The organism is Nonomuraea soli, from assembly GCF_013761175.1.
GTDB lineage: Bacteria > Actinomycetota > Actinomycetes > Streptosporangiales > Streptosporangiaceae > Nonomuraea > Nonomuraea soli.
This window is the reverse complement of the sequence record NZ_JACDUR010000005.1, coordinates 238,442-257,202: the sequence shown is the minus strand read 5'-3', so window position 1 is coordinate 257,202 and position 18,761 is coordinate 238,442. Positions and strand designations below refer to the sequence as shown.

Annotated in this window: 15 protein-coding genes; 5 read left to right on the top strand and 10 right to left on the bottom strand. The window is 69.8% G+C overall.

All coding sequences use genetic code 11. The features are described 5' to 3' along the window. The first annotated feature begins 47 nt into the window (after positions 1 to 47). The 4 genes from HNR30_RS24775 (at position 48) to HNR30_RS24760 (ending at position 4,171) form a co-directional block, all read left to right on the top strand. On the top strand, positions 48 to 1,067 hold the full coding sequence (locus HNR30_RS24775) for a phosphotransferase family protein (RefSeq protein ID WP_181612427.1): 1,020 nt from the start codon (positions 48 to 50) through the stop codon (positions 1,065 to 1,067). Between the two features lies 1 nt (position 1,068). Further along, positions 1,069 to 1,821 carry an SDR family oxidoreductase gene (locus HNR30_RS24770; protein WP_181612426.1) on the top strand — a complete coding sequence of 251 codons (753 nt, stop codon included), beginning with the start codon at positions 1,069 to 1,071 and terminating at the stop codon, positions 1,819 to 1,821. 66 nt (positions 1,822 to 1,887) lie between these two features. Next, entirely contained in the window at positions 1,888 to 3,261 is a 1,374-nt protein-coding gene (locus tag HNR30_RS24765; protein ID WP_312894616.1) for a xylan 1,4-beta-xylosidase, read from the top strand. 142 nt (positions 3,262 to 3,403) lie between these two features. Then, positions 3,404 to 4,171 (top strand): pentapeptide repeat-containing protein, encoded by a 768-nt coding sequence (locus HNR30_RS24760; RefSeq protein ID WP_181612425.1) that lies wholly within the window; start codon positions 3,404 to 3,406, stop codon positions 4,169 to 4,171. Here the strand turns inward: HNR30_RS24760 and HNR30_RS24755 are convergent. After that, positions 4,149 to 5,210, bottom strand: coding sequence for an NAD(P)-dependent alcohol dehydrogenase (locus tag HNR30_RS24755; protein WP_181612424.1), 1,062 nt, complete (start codon positions 5,208 to 5,210; stop codon positions 4,149 to 4,151). The genes HNR30_RS24760 and HNR30_RS24755 overlap by 23 nt on opposite strands. A gap of 122 nt (positions 5,211 to 5,332) precedes the next feature. On the opposite strand from HNR30_RS24755, the gene HNR30_RS24750 reads away from it, so the two are divergent. Continuing rightward, complete coding sequence (locus HNR30_RS24750) at positions 5,333 to 5,791, top strand: pyridoxamine 5'-phosphate oxidase family protein (protein ID WP_181612423.1); 459 nt, start codon at positions 5,333 to 5,335, stop codon at positions 5,789 to 5,791. Positions 5,792 to 5,797: 6 nt separating this feature from the next. Here the strand turns inward: HNR30_RS24750 and HNR30_RS24745 are convergent, their stop codons facing one another. From HNR30_RS24745 to HNR30_RS24705, 9 genes are all read right to left on the bottom strand, one after another. Further along, positions 5,798 to 8,962, bottom strand: coding sequence for an ICP22 family protein (locus HNR30_RS24745; RefSeq protein ID WP_181612422.1), 3,165 nt, complete (start codon positions 8,960 to 8,962; stop codon positions 5,798 to 5,800). A 45-nt stretch (positions 8,963 to 9,007) separates the two neighbouring features. Continuing rightward, positions 9,008 to 10,294, bottom strand: a complete 1,287-nt coding sequence (locus HNR30_RS24740) for a lipopolysaccharide biosynthesis protein (RefSeq protein WP_181612421.1) — start codon at positions 10,292 to 10,294, stop codon at positions 9,008 to 9,010. Positions 10,295 to 10,304: 10 nt separating this feature from the next. Next, positions 10,305 to 11,099 (bottom strand): polysaccharide deacetylase family protein, encoded by a 795-nt coding sequence (locus HNR30_RS24735; protein WP_181612420.1) that lies wholly within the window; start codon positions 11,097 to 11,099, stop codon positions 10,305 to 10,307. Further along, positions 11,096 to 12,028: a glycosyltransferase family 2 protein gene (locus HNR30_RS24730; RefSeq protein ID WP_181612419.1), complete on the bottom strand. Its 933-nt coding sequence runs from the start codon at positions 12,026 to 12,028 to the stop codon at positions 11,096 to 11,098. Before HNR30_RS24730 ends, HNR30_RS24735 begins: the two co-directional genes overlap by 4 nt. A gap of 16 nt (positions 12,029 to 12,044) precedes the next feature. Beyond that, positions 12,045 to 12,878, bottom strand: coding sequence for a glycosyltransferase family 2 protein (locus tag HNR30_RS24725; RefSeq protein ID WP_181612418.1), 834 nt, complete (start codon positions 12,876 to 12,878; stop codon positions 12,045 to 12,047). A 127-nt stretch (positions 12,879 to 13,005) separates the two neighbouring features. Next, a complete protein-coding gene (locus HNR30_RS24720) occupies positions 13,006 to 14,118 on the bottom strand; it encodes a GNAT family N-acetyltransferase (RefSeq protein ID WP_181612417.1) in 1,113 nt (370 codons plus the stop codon). Then, positions 14,115 to 14,528, bottom strand: a complete 414-nt coding sequence (locus tag HNR30_RS24715; protein ID WP_246379156.1) for a hypothetical protein — start codon at positions 14,526 to 14,528, stop codon at positions 14,115 to 14,117. The genes HNR30_RS24720 and HNR30_RS24715 overlap by 4 nt, the downstream gene beginning before the upstream one ends. Positions 14,529 to 14,836: 308 nt before the next feature. Beyond that, positions 14,837 to 16,795, bottom strand: coding sequence for an RNA polymerase sigma factor (locus tag HNR30_RS24710; protein WP_181612416.1), 1,959 nt, complete (start codon positions 16,793 to 16,795; stop codon positions 14,837 to 14,839). 84 nt (positions 16,796 to 16,879) lie between these two features. Then, entirely contained in the window at positions 16,880 to 18,559 is a 1,680-nt protein-coding gene (locus HNR30_RS24705; protein ID WP_312894615.1) for a substrate-binding domain-containing protein, read from the bottom strand. Positions 18,560 to 18,761: the final 202 nt, after the last annotated feature.

The following is an 18,761-nucleotide window of genomic DNA, read 5'->3' as shown; positions in this document are numbered from 1 at the left end:
GAACATTGCCTGGCGTTTTCTCCAGAACGACGTTCTAATGTGGTTCCATGACCGTACCCGGCATTGATTGGCCCCGCCTGGTCGCCTGGATGACCACGCACGTGCCCGACGTTGGCGAACCGCTGTCCGCATCGCTGATCTCCGGCGGCAGGTCGAACCTGACCTACCGGATCGAGGCCGGCGAGCGCGACGTGGTCCTGCGCCGTCCACCCCTGGGCCACGTGCTGCCCACCGCGCACGACATGCGGCGCGAATGGCGGGTCATCTCGGCCCTGGCGGACACCCCTGTGCCGGTGCCCGACCCGGTGGGCTTCTGCCCCGACGAGGAGGTCATCGGCGCGCCCTTCTACCTGATGGGCCTGGTCGACGGCGTCGCCGTCCGTTCACGTGACGAGCTGGAGACCGGCCCCGAGGAGACCAGGCAGCTGTCGGAGCGGCTGGCCGAGATCCTCGCGGCCATCCACGCCGTCGACTACCGGGCCGTCGGGCTCGAGGACTTCGGACGGCCCGACGGCTACCTGGCCAGGCAGCTCGACCGCTGGTGCCAGCAGTGGGAACGCTCGGCGGACCGCGAGGTGCCCGAGTTCGCCAGGCTCGTCGGCCGCCTGCGCGACCGCATGCCCGCCCACTCCGCCGCGACCCTGGTCCACGGCGACTACCGGCTGGACAACACCCTGGTACGGCAGGGCGAGATCCGGGCGGTCGTCGACTGGGAGATGTCGACCCTCGGCGACCCCATGGCCGACCTCGGACTCACCCTCACCTACTGGCACGACCCGGGCGACGACGAGCGGGCCGGCATCCCGGTCGCCGGCGACGTCACCCTCGCCCCCGGATTCCTCAACACCGCCGAGTTCGCCGCCCACTACGCCAAGGCCTCCGGGCGCGATATCACCGACCTGCCCTTCTACATCGCCTTCGGCAACTTCAAGCTGGCGGTCATCGTGGAGGGTATCGCCGCACGCTTCCGCCAAGGTAAGACCGTGGGTGAGGGATTCGACCGCATCGGCTCCGCCGTACCGACCCTCATCGCCCGCGCCCACCGCATGCTCGACCAGGAGGTCTGACGTGAGCACAGTTGCCCTGATCACCGGCGCGGCCAGCGGCATCGGCGCGTCCGTCGCGCGGCGCCTTGCCGCACGCGGCGTACGCTGCGTCGTGGCCGACCTCGACGAGGCGGGCGCCGAGCGCATCGCCAAGGAGGTCGGCGGCGTGGCCCTGGCCGCCGACGTCAGCACCCCCGAGGCCTCCGAGCGGGCCGTCGCGCTGGCCGAGGAGCAGTACGGCAGGCTCGACCTGGTCCACCTCAACGCGGGCATCTCCAGCGGCGTCGACCTGGCCGCCTTCGACCTGGCGCAGTACCGCAAGGTGATGGGCGTCAACGTCGACGCCGTGGTCTTCGGCGTCAACGCCGCCGTGCCGCTGCTGCGGCGCTCGGGCGGCGGCGCGATCGTGGTCACCGCCTCCCTGGCCGGCCTCGTCGGCTTCGACGGCGACCCCATCTACACGCTGACCAAGCACGCCGTCGTCGGCCTGGTCCGCGCCCTGGCCCAGCCGCTGGCGGCGCAGAAGATCCGCATCAGCGCCGTGTGCCCGGGCTTCACCGACACCCCGCTGGTCGCCGGCATGAAGCAGGTCTTCGTCGACGCCGGCTTCCCCCTGCTCACCGCCGACGACGTCGCCGCCGCCGTCGAGAGCGGCTTCTACTCGGTGGAGCCCGGCTCCCTGCTCGTCGTGCAGCCGGGGCGCCAGCCGGTGCCCTACCGCTACGCGGGCGTGCCGGGGCCGGTCGGAGGAGAGCGCCCTCCCACAGCGTCGTAAAGCATCCTTTAAGAATTGGCCTATAACCTGGGGCGGTCCCTTCCAGAAGCGTTCCAGGAGGCCGCGGTGGTGCCATCGAGCGGGCGTCACGCCCGGTCACCCAGCTGGGGCATCGCCGCCGCGGCCGGCGTCGTCGCGCTCGTGCTCATCGCGGTCATCCTGGTGATGTCGGGCGAGCGCGAGCAGCCGCGCGGCGAGGCCGCCGTGGTGCCCAGCGCCCAGGAGCCGCCGCCCTCGCTCGACGCTCCGCCCGCGGTGAAGGACTGGCCGCGGTGGGGCGTCACGCACACGCAGTACTCCGCCGACAACGAGGACGGCGAGGCCAAGGACTCCGCACGCCACCTGCTCGGCCGCGAGCCGCTCATCCAGAACCAGCACATCATGGGCTGGGGCGCCGACAACCCCGAGCCCTCGCCGGGCAAGTACAACCTGCGCACGCTCAACAGCCGCCTGAAGTTCATGTCGTCGTCGAAGTCGATCCCGGTCATCACGCTGTGCTGCGCGCCCGACTGGATGAAGGGCGGCGAACCAGGACGCACCGACTGGGCCAAGAACGCCACCGTCAGACCCGACCGCAAGCACTTCGACGACTACGCCAAGCTCGCGGTGAAGATCGCCAAGCAGTACCCCACGGTCAAGCACTTCATGGTCTGGAACGAGCTCAAGGGATTCTGGGACGACGCCAACAACCGCTGGGACGCCGAGGCCTACACCGAGATGTACAACAAGGTGTACGACGCGCTGAAGGCACACGACCCGCAGATCCAGGTCGGCGGGCCGTACGTATCGCTCGGCAGCACCTCGCGCCGCGACGCCGACGCCGAGCTGTCGGGCGACTGGGGCAGCATCGACCAGCGCGGCCTCGACGCCATCTCCTACTGGCTGTCCGAGAAGAAGGGCGCCGACTTCATCGTCGTCGACGCCTGGTCCACCTCCATCGAGAACCAGGCCACCCCCGACGACTTCGGCGCGGTGCGCAAGTTCAGCGCCATCACCGCATGGCTCAAGCAGAAGAGCGGCGGCCTGCCGGTGTGGTGGGCCGAGTGGTACGTCGAGCCGGAGAACTCCGGATGGAACGACGCCAAGCGCATGGCCGTGCAGGCCGCGGCCATGATGGAGTTCGCCTCCAGCGGCGTCGACACCGCCCTGTACTGGAATCCCCAGCGCAAGGAGGGCGAGGAGTGCGTCGGCTGCCTCTGGGAGCCGGGCACCGGACGCGAGCTGCCCATGGCCGGGCTGATCAGCGGATTCACCAAGTGGTTCCCCAACGGCACCGCCGTGGTGCCGGTCGAGGTGTCTGATCCCCAGGTCAAGGTGCTTGCTCAGGAACGCATGCTCGTCATGGTCAACACCACCGACGCGCCGTTGTCGGCTACTGTCGATGGCAAGCAGGTCAGCCTGAAGTCCTACGAGATCCAGTGGAGCCCTCGCCAGCCGTGAGCCGATCCAGCCACCGCCCTCTCTACCGGCCGTTGAAGCGCGAGCTCGTGCAGCCGGTCACCTCGCCGCTGCCCGAACAGCCCGTGGGCCCGATCAAGCGGCCGCTCTACCGGTCCCTGACGCGCGGGCGACCCGAAGCTCGATGACGTCCCCGGCCCTGCGCGCCGACTGCTCACGCTGCTTCGCCCTGTGTTGCGTGGTCCCGGCCTTCACCGCGTCGTCCGACTTCGCCATCGACAAGCCGGCCGGCACGCCCTGCCCCAACCTGCGCGACGACCACCGCTGCGGCATCCACCGCGAGCTGCGCTCGCGCGGGTTTCCCGGCTGTACGGTCTACGACTGCTTCGGGGCCGGGCAGCAGGTCTCCCAGGTGACCTTCTCCGGGGTGCGGGCTCCCGAGATGCAGGAGGTCTTCCCGGTCGTGCGTGACGTGCACGAGCTGCTCTACTACGTCACCGAGGCGCTGGAGCGGTTCCCGTCGCCCGAACTGCGCGACGCGCGTGACCGGCTCGCCGGGTTGTCCTCCGAGACGCCCGAGGCCCTGCTGGCGCTCGACGTCGCGGAGCTGAGGGCGAGCGTCAACCCGCTCCTGCAGGCCGCGGGAGAGCGGGTCCGCGCGGCCGTACCTGGCAAGAAGAAGGACCACCGTGGCGCCATGCTCATGGGTGCCCGGCTGCGCGGAGCCCGCCTTCGCGGGGCGAGCTTCCGCGGCGCCTACCTGATCGGCGCCGACCTGCGCGGAGCCGATCTGCGTGACTGCGACCTCATCGGGGCCGACCTGCGCGGAGCCGACCTGTCAGGCGCCGACCTGACAGGCAGCGTCTTCCTCGTCCAGTCGCAGCTCGACTCCGCGCGCGGCGACGGGTCCACCCGGCTGCCCGCCTCGCTCAGCCGTCCTGCCCACTGGTGACCAGCGTCGAGACGTCGATGACGAAGCGGTAGCGCACGTCCGAGGCCAGCACCCGCTCGTACGCCTCGTTGATCTTGTCGGCGGGGATGGTCTCGATGTCGGCGCCGAAGCCGTGCGCGGCGCAGAAGTCGAGCATCTCCTGGGTCTCGGCGATGCCGCCGATGTTCGAGCCCGCCACCGACCTGCGTGCCGAGATCAGGGAGAACACCTGCACCTCGAGCGGCTCAGGCGGCGCGCCCACGCAGACCATGACGCCGTCGGGCGCCAGCAGCGACAGGTAGGCGTTGAGGTCCACGCGGGCGCTGACGGTGTTGACGATGAGGTCGAACGTGCCCGCGAGCAGCTCGAAGGTCGCCGGGTCGCTGGTGGCGTAGTAGTGGTCGGCGCCCAGGCGCAGGCCGTCCTCGCGCTTCTTGAGCGACTGCGACAGCACGGTCACGTCGGCGCCCATCGCGTGAGCGATCTTGACGCCCATGTGGCCGAGGCCGCCCAGGCCCACGATCGCCACCTTCTTGCCGGGCCCCGCGCCCCAGTGGTGCAGCGGGGAGTAGAGCGTGATGCCCGCGCACAGCAGCGGCGCCGCCTCGTCGAGCCCGATGCCCTCGGGGATGCCCAGCACGAAGTCCTGGTCCACCACGACGTGGGTGGAGTAGCCGCCGTGGGTGACGTTGCCGTCCCTGTCGCGGCCGCCGTAGGTCATCGTGGCGCCCTTGAGGCAGTACTGCTCCAGGCCCTTGCGGCAGCTGGCGCACTCACGGCAGGAGTCGACCATGCAGCCCACCCCGACCCTGTCTCCGACCCGGTGCCTGGTCACCCGGTCGCCGACCGCGGCCACCACCCCGGCGATCTCGTGGCCAGGGACCAGCGGGAACGGGATGTCACCCCACTCCTCGCGGACCGTGTGAATGTCGGAATGGCAGATGCCGGCATATTTGATCTCGATGAGCACGTCGGTGGGGCCGGGCTCGCGGCGCTCGATCGTCATCGGGACGAGTGGCTCGGTGGCCGAGGTGGCGCCGTAGGCGTTGACGGTCAACATATTTCCCGAGGTTACGCGACCGCCTTGAGAGCTCCGCAGGTGCATAGCGGATGTGAAGCGGATCTATCAACGTGATCCGGCATGCTGGGCAGCAGCGGATCGAACCAGGAGGAAGCATCACCATGTCCCTGCCGGAAGCCAGAACCCTCGACCAGCGCAAGCACGACACCCTCCAGCGCCTGACGGACGACGTCGACGTCTGGGTGGCCACGGCCGACCCCGGCAGCGCCGAGCCGTACCTCATCCCCCTGAGCTTCCTCTGGGAGGACGGGACGCTCCTGCTCGGCACCGACGCCGCCAGCCGTACGGCACGCAACCTCGCCGGAGGAAGGACCGTCCACCTCAGCCTGGGCCACACCCGCGACGTGATCATGATCACGGGTACGGCGGAAGCCGTCCCGGCAGCCGACATCCCCGCCCCGACCGGCGACGCCTTCGCCGTCAAGACCGGCTTCGACCCGCGCGAGCAGACGACCCCCTACGTCTACTTCAGGATCCGGCCCGGCCGCATCATGGCCTGGCGCGAGGTCAACGAGCTGAAGGGCCGCGTGATCATGAGGGACGGCCGCTGGGCCGAATGACCCCGCCTAGCCGTTCTGCGAGGCGATGTAGACGAACCGCTCGACGATCACCGCGATCGACACCACGAAGGCCGGCACCGCCACCCAGAGCAGCCACCTGCGACGACGCTGCGCCCGCTCCGAGCCGTTCAGCCTGATCAGCTCGTAGGCGAACAGCGTGATCCAGGTGACGGCCAGCGCCACCAGGCCCACGGGCGTCCACGGCGAGCTCGGATCCGACTGCCCCGCGTAGGGGATCGGATCGGGGATCTCGGTGCCCTTGACGAAGTTCGCCCACGTGTAGACGGCCGCGTCCTTGTTGGAGTAGACCTTCTTCAGATCCTTGGAGGCGTCGAGCGCCGCGATGAACCGCGGACCCCAGTCAGCCGGGAAACCCTCGTTGAGCTGCAGGTAGGCGTACTGCGCCGAGGTCGCCACCAGGAAGGTGTTGCGCGGGCTGGCCTTCAGCTTGGCCACCACGTCGCCGATCTGGGTGGGGTCGGGCTTGACCGCGGCCTGGAGGTTCCAGTTGATGTACTCCAGGTCGCGCTCCGCCCACGGCAGGATCGGCGTGCTCTCCTGGCCCTCCTTGGGCACCAGGTACATGACCCGGGCGCTGGGCTTGTCGTTCTCGTAGATGTAGCGCATCGCGGCGACCTCGCCACTGGTCACCCGCTCGAACTTCTCGTTGCCGTAGCGGGCGACCAGGAAGGCCATCGACAGGCCCATCGCCACCACCAGGGCCATCGTCAGCGAGATCGCCCTGGTGATACGCGGGTTGAACCGGGGCGCCCCGCGCTTGATCGGGATCGTCTCGTCGCGGGCGTCCTCGCTGTCGGCCGGCAGGTTCGGGAAGAACGCGTACGCCGCCAGCAGGCAGGCGCCCGGCAGCGCGAACATGTAGATGCGCAGGCCGATCTCGCCGCCGTAACTCTGCAACCCCAGCGCGATCACCGGCACGCACATCAGGATCAGCGCAGCCCGGTCGAACACCCCGCGCCGCAGCCGCCGCAGCAGCCCGATCGCCGCCAGGCTCAGCACCGCGGCCAGGATGCCCAGCCGCACCTGCAGGACCAGCGCGTGCTCCGGGTCGCTGCCCGCGATCCGGTCACCGGTGTTGCTCTGCAGGTTCGTCAGGATGCGGCCGAGACTGCCGAAGATCGAGTCGATGTTGCCGGCCCAGAAACCGACCGTCTGATAGCTGATCCAGCCCAGCACCATCAGGCCGAAGAAGAACGGCAGCGCCCAGCTCAGCTTCGTGCGCTTGAACAGCAGGAACGCCGTCAGCACGCCCAGCATCATGAACGGGGTGATCTGGTGCGAGGCCACCGCCGCCACGAACAGCGCGATGAGCATCAGCAGCATCAGCAGCCGGTCGGCGCGGTAGGTGCCGGTGTTGGCCAGCTCGCCCGGCGTCATCGCGTCGAGCTTGGCCAGGAGCCTGCGCAGGCCCCTCTTCTTGGGCAGCGGCCTGACCCTCGGCTCCACCTTGCCGAACCAGCGCAGCAGGACCGCCACGAACACCAGGTAGATCGCGAAGGTGAAGCCCTGCGGCGAGAAGTAGTCCTGGGCGATCCACTGCACGATGACGAAGAGCAGCGCGGCGTACCAGCGGGCCCTCGTCGTGGCTACCACCTGGCGCAGGATCAGCACGAACGGCAGCAGGTAGAGCAGGTTCATGACCAGCGGCGTCCACTGCAGGATCGTCGTCAGGTCCGTGATGCCCGCCGTCCTGGCCACGAAGGCGAACAAGACGAAGAAGCCCGGCCAGCCCATGCGGGCGTCGATGTTGATGGAGGACTCGCCGGTCCTGTTGATGAAGTCGACGAAGCCCGCGTGCACGTAGGCGGTGGGGAAACGCGGCTCGTCGGCCACCAGCGACCCCGCCCCGTGCAGGGCGAACGTGATCGCGGCGATCTGGAACAGCAGCAGGAACTTGCGGTCGACGCTCTGGTTGACCGTGATGAAGAATGAGACGATCAGGATGAGGATCGCGGCGAAGGCGCTCAGCGGGAGAGCCGAGATCAGGCCCAGGCCGTCGATGTCCTGCGGGCGCACGCCGCGCAGGGGGCCGGGGTCGAGCTTGAGGGCCAGGATGTACATCACCAGGCCCTCGATCATCAGCACCGCGGGCAGCCAGCTCGGCGCCGCCTGCATGATCGCCGCCATCCGCCCCGGCCGCGCCGCGACCTGCTGAACGGCGGTCTTCCTGGGGACTGCGACGGGCGACGCGGCGGCGGCCTTGGCGGCCGCGCTGCTCGGGTCCGTGGTGGTGGACGCTGCGCTTCTGGCGGTCGCCGCGCCGGGGGCCACGGCGTCGGGGGCTACGGTCTCGGCGGCTGCGCTCTTCGGGGCGACCCCCGTGCCGGGCGCGTCGACCGGCTCGGCGCCGTCCTCCTCCGGTACGGCGGGCAGGCCGGGGATGGCGTGAGGCGCCCGGACGGTGACGGTGTCGCTGGCGCCCTCGACGGTGGGCGGCTGCCCGATGTGCACGCTGGCGGAGGGCCGGATCCGGTGAGTCACCGTGGCGCCGGTGTCGGGCTCGTCGTCCTCCACCACGACGGCCGCCGACGGCAACCTGCCGGGCCGCGTCAGCTCGGTGTCCTCCTCGCCGCCGTCGTCGAAGCCGTCAGCGACCTCGTGGGCGGCCTTGCCAGAGGCGGCCTCGTCAGAGGCGGCTCCGCTAGCGGCGGCTCCGCTAGCGGCGGCTCCGCCCGAGGCGGGCTTGTCAGCGGCCGCTCCGTCAACGGTGGCCCCGCCAGGAGCGGTGTCGGCGTCGGCGCCGTCGGCGTCTGGGGCGGTCTTGGCGGCGGGGGCGACCATCGCCCTTGGCGTGGTGTCCTCGTCGTCGGTCTCACGCGACCCCGCGTCGTCGTCGGACCCCGCGTCCTCGGGGCCTGTGTCCTCGGACCCCGCGTCCTCAGACTCCGTGTCCTCGGTGTCTTCCAAGTCCTCGGCCTCGGCGCCGAGCTCGGCGCGCCCGCCCTGCTCGGCGCGTTCGGCCTCCTGCACCGCCTCGTTCAGTGCGCGCAGGTCGATCACAGCCGTAGTCTCCGACGGGTCCGGCTCGTCGGCGGCCTCCTCGGCGAGGTCGGCGGGCGTGGCGAGGTCGGCGTCGATCCTGGGGATCTCGCCGGTGGCGTCGGGATCGAACTTCTCCACGTCGGAGGAGCCGGTGGTGCCCGCTGTCATCTCATCGCCTCGCCGTTGCTGCACACTGACCCATCATGCGGTCTCTCAAGACCTCTGCGTGACAATCGGCTGTTCGGATTGACCAACTCTGAGGATTTTACGTAGCTCTCCGTATATCAACGCCGCCACCAGAAGCTCACTCACCAGCAACCCCCATCCGACGGCCTCCACCCCCGCGATGGGGAAGAGCGCCAGGATGGAGCCGAGGATGAGCACGGCCAGCCCGATCTGCACGAATGCCAGCCGCCGCGCCTGCCCCTGAGCTCTCAGGGCGCTCAGGTAGACCTCGATCAGCACCCTAGGCAACACCGCCAGCGCCATCAGCCGCAGCAGCGTGGTGCCCTCGTCGGCGAACTCCTGGCCGAAGATCATCAAGATGAGCGGCGCCGCCAGCAGGGTGATCGCGATGACCGGGACGAGGATCGTGTAGGCCCGCCTCAGCGCCCTGCGGCAGTTGTCGGCCAGTTCGCCCGGCTTGAGGGAGCCCTCGACGGTGAGCGACACCGCCATGTTCAGCGCCAGCCCCTCGATCAGGCAGCCGAGCGTGTGCGCCATCGAGAAGCGCCCGAACACCGCCGGCCCCACCTGGGTCGAGACCAGGGTGGGCACCAGGTAGATGATCGCCAGGATGGACAGCGCCCCCGGGTAGTCGCCTGCGAGGAAACGCCCGATCTCCCTGAGCCGGGGCGGGCGTTCGTTGGTGGGGTTGTTGCGCTGGTGGCGCGGCACGACGTAGCCGAAGATGAACCAGTTGATCGGGATGAGCGCCAGCGCCGTCGGGATGACCCACGACACGAAGATGCCGCCGTGCGGCAGCGCCCCGGCCAGTGCGACCAGCAGTCCCATCTTGACCAGGCCGAACACCAGGCTGTTGGCGGGCACCCACACGGCCTGGCGCAGCCCGGTGAGGACCACGTCCTGCAGGGTGAAGACCGTCCAGACCAGCACGGCGCCCAGGAAGAACAGGTCGGGCCCGAGCCCGCCGAGCCACGAGTAGGTCTCGCCCCACAGCGGCAGGGTGAGCAGGAAGCCCACCGCGGCGGTGCACCCGACGGCGCCCGCCAGGCCGTACCCGCGAAGGATCAGCTCGGGGATGCGCCTGCCCGAGATCGGGATGAACTTCGCCAGCGCCCCGGCCATGCTCAGCGCGGTCAGCGACGAGAACAGCCGCATGACGGTGATGAGCGCCTGGCCGCGGCCGAACTCCTCCGGGGTGTACAGGTGTTCGGCCAGCAGCCAGTAGCCCATGCCCAGCACGGCGGTGATGCCGGTGTTGGCCATGAGCGCGTAGCCGTTGCGCAGCAGCGGGTTGCGGAGATCCCTGAGGATCATCCGCCGGAGGCTAGACATTGCGCATGGCCCGTCGCATGCCGTACCTCGTGCGCCTGACGATCGCATAGCCCTTGGTGAGGACGCGTTCGCGCAGGTAGATCAGGGGGACGGCATTGCCCTCCACGGCGCGGGTGAACATGCTCATGCTCGTGTGCCTGGCCACGGTCAGGCGGGGGATGGCGAGCATGTCGTGCTTGTCGGCGGCGATGGCGTTGGCGACCGCGTATCCGGCGAAGTATCCGGCCTTGTAGACCTCGCGGCGCACGCGGGCGCTGCTGTAGCCGTACGGGTAGGCCATGGTGGCGACCGGGCGGCCGATGTTGTCCTCGAGGAGCGCCTTGTTCTTGCGCAGCTCCTGCCGGAGCTCGGGGTCGGGGAGCTGGTCGAGCTGGGGGTGGCTGTGGCTGTGCCCGCCGATCTCGATGCCGGTGGCGGCAGCCTCCCGTGCCTGGCTCCAGGTGAGCATCTCGTCGAGGGGGTCGCCCGCGGCGTCCTTGCCCGCGTCGGAGACCCAGCCGCTGGTCAGGAAGACGGTGGCGGGGAAGTTGAGGCGGTCGAGCACCGGCAGGGCGTTGCTGTGGAAGTCGGCGTAGCCGTCGTCGAAGGTGACCACGACGGGTTTGGCGGGCACCTGGTTCTTGTTGAAGGCCGCGACCAGGTCGGAGGCGGTCATCGGGGTGAACCCGGTCTCCTTGAGATAGCTGAGCTGGTCGGTGAAGTCCCCGATCCGTACGGCCAGCGGCGCGGTCTGGGGGTTCGGCCGGTCGGTGACCGAGTGGTACATCAGGATCGGCACTCTGATCATCGTTTGATCCTCCAGCGGCCCAGCACGTATCCCCAGGTGGTCCAGGCCAGTCCGATGACGATGGCGGCGGCCTTGCCCAGCCCGCCGACGTCTCCGCGCAGCGTCTGGCCCACGCCTCTCAGCACGCCGAGCGGCAGGGTCTTGAACGCGTGCGCCCGCTCGCTGGCCAGTCCGTCCTGGGTGCCGACGAACTGTGTCACCAGCGCCTTCGACAGGCCTTCTGCGAAGCAGCGGGAACGGAAGTATCGGAAGCTCTCGCGCTGGCGCGAGACCTTGTGCCCGATGACCGCGGCCGGCTGGTACAACATCACCGCGCCGGGCTTGCGCTGGCTGAGCCGGATGCAGAACTCGGTCTCCTCGCAGCCCAGCGGCCTGCTCTTGCGTCCTTGCACGCTGCGTCCGATGCCGCTGCGGAAGCCGCCGACCTCGGCGACGGCCGTCCGTACGAAGGCGGCGTTGCCGCCCATGACGTTGCGGATCGGCGCCTTGACGGGTGGGATGCCCCGGTAGGTGCATCCCACGGTCCAGTCGAACTCGTACGGGAACCAGCGCGGACGCCGTCCCGAAGCCCAGATCGGATCCGTGCGCCCGCCGACGCCGACCACCCGCGGGTCCTGGAAGCCCTCCTCCAGTGCCTCCAGCCACCCCGGGTCGGCCACCGCGTCGTCGTCGAGGTAGGCCACGATGTCACCGGTGGCCACGTCGGCGCCGGTGTTCTTGCCGCCCGACAGGCCCTTGTCGTGGTTGTTGGCCACGACGATCGCCTGAGGGTAGGCGCGTGCGAGCTTCTCCTGCAGGCCGGGGTTGTAGTCGACCGAGAGGATCAGCTCGTACGGCTGGCGCCGCTGGGCGCCGACCGACTCCACGGCCTGCCTGATGTCCTCCCAGCGCTCTTCCGTATAGACGCAGATCACGACTGACGTACGCACTTCAGAACTTCCTGATCTACGCGACACCCCGGTCGGCGGCCGGCGTGGTGGCGGGCTCGGGGAGCGGAGCGGCGACCTCGCGGCGCCACTCGCGCAGGATCGTGCGCAGCACCCGGAGACCGTCGCGGATCGCGCGCAGGTTGCTCTCGCCGTGGATGCGGCAACGCTCGTGGCTGGGCACCTCGACGACCTTCAGCCCGGCCTTGGCGGCACGCACGTTCATCAGCGTCTCCACCTCGAAGCCGTCGCAGTCGAGGTCGAGCACGTTGAGGTGGCGGGACCAGAAGGCGTTGTAGCCGTAGCACAGATCGGTGTACTGCGTCCGATACAGGACATTGACCATCTTTGTCAGAACCAAATTGCCGAAACGACGGCTGAAGGTCAGGTCATCGCTGTTGCCCCCGGAGGCGTAGCGCGAGCCCTTCACGAAGTCGGCGCCGGTCACGAGGGCGCCCACGAAGGTGATGATCTCGTGCCCGTCGGTGGAGCCGTCGGCGTCGATCATGACGATGATGTCGCCCGTGGCGGCGGCGAACCCGGCGGCGAGGGCGTCGCCCTTGCCCCTGCCGGTCTGCGTGACGATCTTCACATTCGGCCGCAGTCGCCTGGCCACGGCGACCGTGTCGTCCACCGAGTTGCCGTCGACGAGGACGATCTCGTCGATCCACTGCGGCAGCGTCGCGAAGACGTGCGGCAGGTTCTCGGCCTCGTTCATGGCTGGGACGACCACACTGACCGTCGGCGCGATGGCCAGATGTGGCGTGATGGGCGTGAATCGCTCAAGCGGCGGCATCGAGCGCAGGGGCGCGACCTGCACCTTGCCGTTGTACTTGGAGAGTTCGGGACTCATGGTTGCGAAAGTCCTTCCGGGACCCGTTGCCGTCTGGGCCGGAGACGGCGGCGGATCCAGTGGGATGAGGGTGTGCTCTGTGCTGGGGACAGGTGATGCGGTGTTGAGGGAGGTGCCGGGGACGCGCTCAGCGCGCCCCCGAGGGTTCTTCTCGTTCGGGCTGCGTATGGCCGCGTAGCCGACCGAATCCTTTGAGTACTCGATCCGCCGCCTTATAGAGAGACGGTCGATCGAGGACGATTGTTCGTGCCTTGTTGAAAGGAGTTCGCCCGGCCCAGTGAACGGCCGCCGCGGCGGAGGGGCGGGAGACCCTGCCCTCGCTCACGTAGACGCTGCCGCTGCGCAGCCAGTCCTTGTACTCCTTGCCGCCCTTGCCCATGTCGAGCTGGTGGACGCCGGACTTGGCGGCGTGCTCGGCCATGTGGAAGTGGTGGATCAGGCCGGGGGAGTAGCGGGCGAACTCGGTGTCGTAGGCGGGGAACCAGCCGACGAGCGTGGTCGCCGTGCGCAGGCCGAAATGGCCGGCCACGGGCACGTCCCCTGCGTAGAGCATCGTCAGCACGCCGGCGAAGTCGTCGCCCTGCTCGGCGTGCATGGCCTCGGTGAGCTCGACGATCCACGGCTGGGCGAAACGGTCGACCCGGCCGGTGCGCCGATACTGGTCGGACTTCCAGCTCAGGAGCCGCTGGAGCGTCTGGGGATCGCGCGTGCCGTACTCAAGGCGCAGCTCGCCGTGTTCGCGGCCGAACTTGCGTTCCTTGTAGCGCACGGTCTTGAGGTTCTTGGGGGAGTTCTCCTTCACCTGCGCCAGCCAGGCTTCGTGGCCGGCGGTGAAGTCCATCACGTGCGCGGGACGCACATCGGTCTCGAACTCGGCGAAGGTGGGCTGGCCCGCGACCAGGTGGTCGAACTCGTAGACGGTCAGGCGGCAGGCCTTGAGCAGGGCCTTGGCGTCGAGCTTGAGCCCGGGCTCGCCGATCAGGCCGTGGCAGGTGGTCAGGAAGCCGCCCAGCGGCTTGCCGATGCCGAACGCGTGCCGTTCGAAGGGGAAGAAGCCCACGATCCTGTCACCCTCGTGGACCACCGCGACGTTGACATAGTCGCGCAGGCGGGACATCGCGACGGCGAACTCGACCGACAGGAACGGGTTGTCGAGGCTCTTGTCGGCCTTCTGCAACGCGCGCCATCGTGATCGCTCGTTCTCGCCCAGCTCGTGCGGGCGGGTCACTTCGATCCTCACCGCGACCTCGCCCCCTGTTCGGCCGGAGTGTTCCTGCCCCGGTAGAGCACTCGTAGCACCCACATGAACGCCCCCAGGACGGCGACGGTGGCCACTCCCGCGCGGGGAGACCACACGTTGAAGAGCACCATGGCCTCCGCCAGGAGGACGTTAAGAACGAGACTTGCCGCAGCGCCGACAGATAGTGCGGCGAGTGGATCACGATCGCGCAACAGTCCGACTACGGCGGCACCAGGAACCACCAGAAGGAACACGGAGATCAGAAGTGGGCGGAGCGGGGTCTGCAGATCGGCGAGCGCGATCACTGCCCCCGCGACACAGGCGAGGGCGATCACCCACGTGAGCGCTCTCCGCTGATACCTCATCTGCCGGCTGACTCCTGGGTAAAGACGTAGTAGATCCACTTTCATGGGACCAATGCTCGCTCGGGCACGTCAATGCCGACGCTTGGCGAGCGCTCCAGGTTTACCCGGTGAGCAAGATTTTTGGTGTGTCCTTCACCACACTGTCAAATATCCCCCGTGGCCGGGTAAGGGCCCCAAGCACCCCAGCATGCCCTATGCACTCCTGTAACATCGACCCCAAGTCCGATTTAGGGTGATTTGTCATAATTATGTGACGAAGATACCGAGTGGCGGCTGAAGGCAACCTGAGCTCACCTGAAGATCGGCCACGGCCCTCCGTGCTGCTCGCGAGGGGCCCGCGGTCTCCTGGTGCCTCAGAGTCCCACCGCGTCATCGGAGGTCTCGGGCACCTCGGTCGCCGACGTCTCGACCGACTCGCTCGGACCCGGGCTGGGCGTGGGCGCCTGCGTCCCGGGAGCGTCGGTGGGAGGCGGGTCCGCGCCGTCCCACGACACCGAGCATCCGCCGCTGCCGCCGTTAGAGCTGACCGCCACCGTGCCCGATCCGCTGGAGGTCGGATCGTCCACGCTCACGGAGAGCGTCACCGACGCGCCGTCCCGGAGGGTACCCGTCGCGGGGGAGATGGTGAGCCCGGCGGAGGTCGCCGCCGTCCAGGTGAGCGTCCCGCCCTTGGCGGCCAGTCGTACGGCCCCCGCGCCGTCGATGGCGCCGGGACAGCCGACCGTGAGCCGTACGGCGGGCGGCGCGGGCTTGCGGGTCGCCGTCGGCTTGGACACCGGCCTGGAGCTGGGGCGGCCCTGGTCGGCCGGACGTCGCTGCACACTCGGCACCGGGTCGGGCGTGGCGGTCGGATCGGGGTCGCCGGCGAGATCCGTCGGGTCCTCGGTGGGCTCCTCGGTGGTGAGCTGCTCCTCGGGCACGACGAGACCGTCGGTGGGTGAACTGGTCGGGACCATCTGCATCGCGGTCGGGCGGCTCTCCTCGCCGCCGCCCAGCCAGGCGACGGCGCCGGTGCCCAGCAGGATGCAGGCCGCCGCGATCAGGACGGGGGCGAGCTTGCGCGGGCGGCGCCTGGCATGGCCACCACCCGCGTCGTCCCGCCGCCCGAAGGCCACCGTCTCACCGTCGCGATGGGCGCTGTCCCGAGGAGGCGCGTCGCGTTGGGTGGTCTCACGGCGGAATCCGGCGGTGTCCCGCGTCGTGCCCGTGCCCTCCTGGCGCGGGCCGGAGGTCGATGTCACGCCCGTGTCCGGTCCCGCCGTAGGCCCGGCGGCCGCCCCCGTCATGGCCCCGGCGGACGATCCTGTCATCGCCCTGGTGGCCGGTCCCGTCATCGCTTCGGTTGCCGGTCCCATCATCGAACCCGTGGCCGGGCCGGTGTCGCGGTGGGCGCCCGTGGCCGGGGCGGCGGAGTCGGCGGGGGCGACCACCGGGGCGGCGTACGGCTGGGCCGTACGCTCGCGGCGCGCCCTCCGCCCCCGGCGCCCGCGCTCGCTCACCGCCACCGGGAACCCGCTCTTGTCGAAGCCCCCCACGCCCTCCATCACCGCGGCCCGCCGCTCCGGCGTGACGGACGTCTCGATGACGCGCCGCCTGAGCGAGATCGGCGGAAAGGCCACCGGCACCATGTCGAGCAGCCGCGCCGCCGACACCTTGCGGTGTTTGCCCTCGGTGCACACCTCGCACCCGCCGATGTGCCCGGAGAGCCGCCGGCGCAGCAGCGGCGTGAGCGGCCCCTCCCAGGAGTCCACCATCGCCGACAGGTCGGGGCAGTGCGCGCGCCCGGTGCGGGCCAGCACCACGGCCGCGGCGCCGTTCTCGAGATGGTCGCGGGCCCGGCCCAACCGGGTGGTGGCCTGACGGGAGGTCAGGCCGAGCACCGCGCCCACCTCTGCCGGGCTCAGCCCGTGCCGCAGCGAGAGTTCGAGCACCTCACGCTCGTTGCGGCTCAGCTCGCCCAGCGCCTCGTGGACCAGTTCGGCCAGTTCCGCGTCGTCGGGGTCGTCCAGCACCGGCGGCGGCGCGGAGGTGTTGCCCGTGAAGCGGGTGGCGCACTGGAACCGGGTCAGCGCGTACAGCCACGATCGCAGCCGGGGGCTCTCCTTGAGCTGGGAGACGCAGCCCTGCGCGGTGACCAGCGCGTCGTGTACGGCCTGCGCCGTGGCCTCCCGTTCGGCCAGCAGCGAGCAGGCGTAGTCGTGCAGCCGCTCCGCGTAGGCGTCGTACAGGTCGGCGGGGGCCTGACGGTCGCCGCGCCGCAGCGCGTCCATGAGCTGTCTGTCGTCGGCGTCGACCTTGGGCCATCCGGGCACGGAAGTTCCTCCCCGCAGAACGTGTGCTACGTCTGAGGGACGCCGCTTGGCCGTACCCGGATGGCGGCCGATAACCAGTGGGTATCAGCCGTCGCAGTTGGGTGCGCAGAGCCTGCGCGCCATGCCTTCGAGGAAGACGTTCTTCACGTCGAGCGGGTTCTTCACGATGAACGCCTCGCCGCCGGTGGCCTTGGCCAGCGCGTCCATGCGCGACTTGCCGGGAGGGGCGTCGGGCCCGAAGGCGATCAGCAGCAGGTTGACCGGGCGCTTGGGGTCGTAGGTCTCCTTCAGGTACTGAAGGATCTCGGTGTTGTTCACGCCGCCGTCGGGGTCGTCGTTGCCGGCGCCGTCGGTCAGCACCAGCAGGACGTTGATCTTGTCCTCGGCGTACTCCTCGACCATCTTGCCGTAGGCGGCCTTGAGGGTGTCGTTGAGTCCGGTGTCGCCGGTCGCCTTGGCCTGGATGTTGGTCAGGGTGGCGCCGAGCAGGTCCTTGCGGAGCACTCCGTTGACGGGCTCGCCGAGCGGTCCGACGGGGACGAGCTCCTTGTAGTCGGTGCCCTGCCCGTCGAGGTGGGTGGAGAAGGACCAGGCGCCGATCTCGGCCTTGGCGTCGTAGATGCCGAGGCCGCCGAGCGCGGTCTGGGCGATGACCTGCATGCGGGTCAGCCCGGTGCCGGGCACCGGCAGCGCCATGGTGCCGGAGACGTCGAGCAGGGCGAGCATGCGGGTGCCGAGGTTCAGGCGAGTCCACGACTGGGCCATGCTCGCCACCGTCTTGGCGTCGGGCGCGTCGAGGGCCTGCGGAGCGGCGGGGCTGAAGCCCTTGTCCTTGGCCAGCGCGGCGCCGCCCTTGCCGTCGGGGGTGCGGAAGCCGAGGTCGCGCAGCTGCTTCTTGGTGGCGTCGGTGCCGAGCTCCTTGGCGAAGGACTCGGCGGCCTTGCGCATGGTGGCGTCGGGCGAGAGCACCACGTACGGGTAGTCGAGGCTCAGCGTGCCCTCGGTGGGGTAGAGCGGCACGACGGGGGCGTCGGGCTTCTTGTCGTTGTGGGCCCAGATGGCCTGCTCGCTGGAGACGCCGATCGGCACCTTGGCGCCGGAGCGCACGGTGAGGCTGGCCAGCAGGGCGCTGGGGTCGGCGGCCATCTCGCGCGAGAGTTTCTTCATCGCGCCGAGCAGCGCCTTCTGGTCGGTGCCCGCGGCCTGGGCGGCGCCGGCGGCGGCCAGCAGGGCGGTGAGCCCGGCGGAGTTCTTGGCGGGGTCGAGCGCCAGGACGCGGATCTTCTTGGCCGCGCCCTCGGTGCTGGCGACGTTGGCCGCGCTGATCATGCCCTCCCAGCTCGGCTGGAGGGTGCCTTCGAGCTTCTTGGCCGAGGCGGCGGAGGCGGCCAGCACGATCGGGGAGCTGGCGATGGTGGCGGTGGTCTCGGGCAGGGAGGCGCCTTCCGCGCTGGCGCGCAGCTGGGAGATCCACAGGCCGGAGTCGGCGACCCACACCTCGGCCGGGGGCTTGCCCGCCTGGAGCGCGCCCGCGGTCTTGGCGGCGCTCTCCTTGGCCACGGTGACGGAGATGCACCGGCCGTCGACGTCGTGGTTGGCCTTGGTGAAGGTGTCGGCGGCCTTGGAGATCACCGGCTGGATGTCGGGGGTGGCCACCACGCGCAGGGTGACCTTCTCACCGGAGCAGCCCTGCTCCTTGTTGAAGATCACGAAGGCGGCGACGCCGAGCAGCACGGCGAGCGCGACCGCACCGGCCAGTGGCACCAGTACCCTGCCCCTGCCACGGCTGCGCCGCCGGCTCGGAGTGGCCTGGTAGCCACGGTATCCGTCGTCTCGCTCGTCTGTGCGGTGTCGCCCCACGGTGTCCTCTTCGCTGTTCCCTTTGGGAGATCCTGGCGGCAGATACTCCGCAATGCTTGAGGAACGATACTCGCTGCGCTTTACGTGGCAAAACCATCCTTTTGGT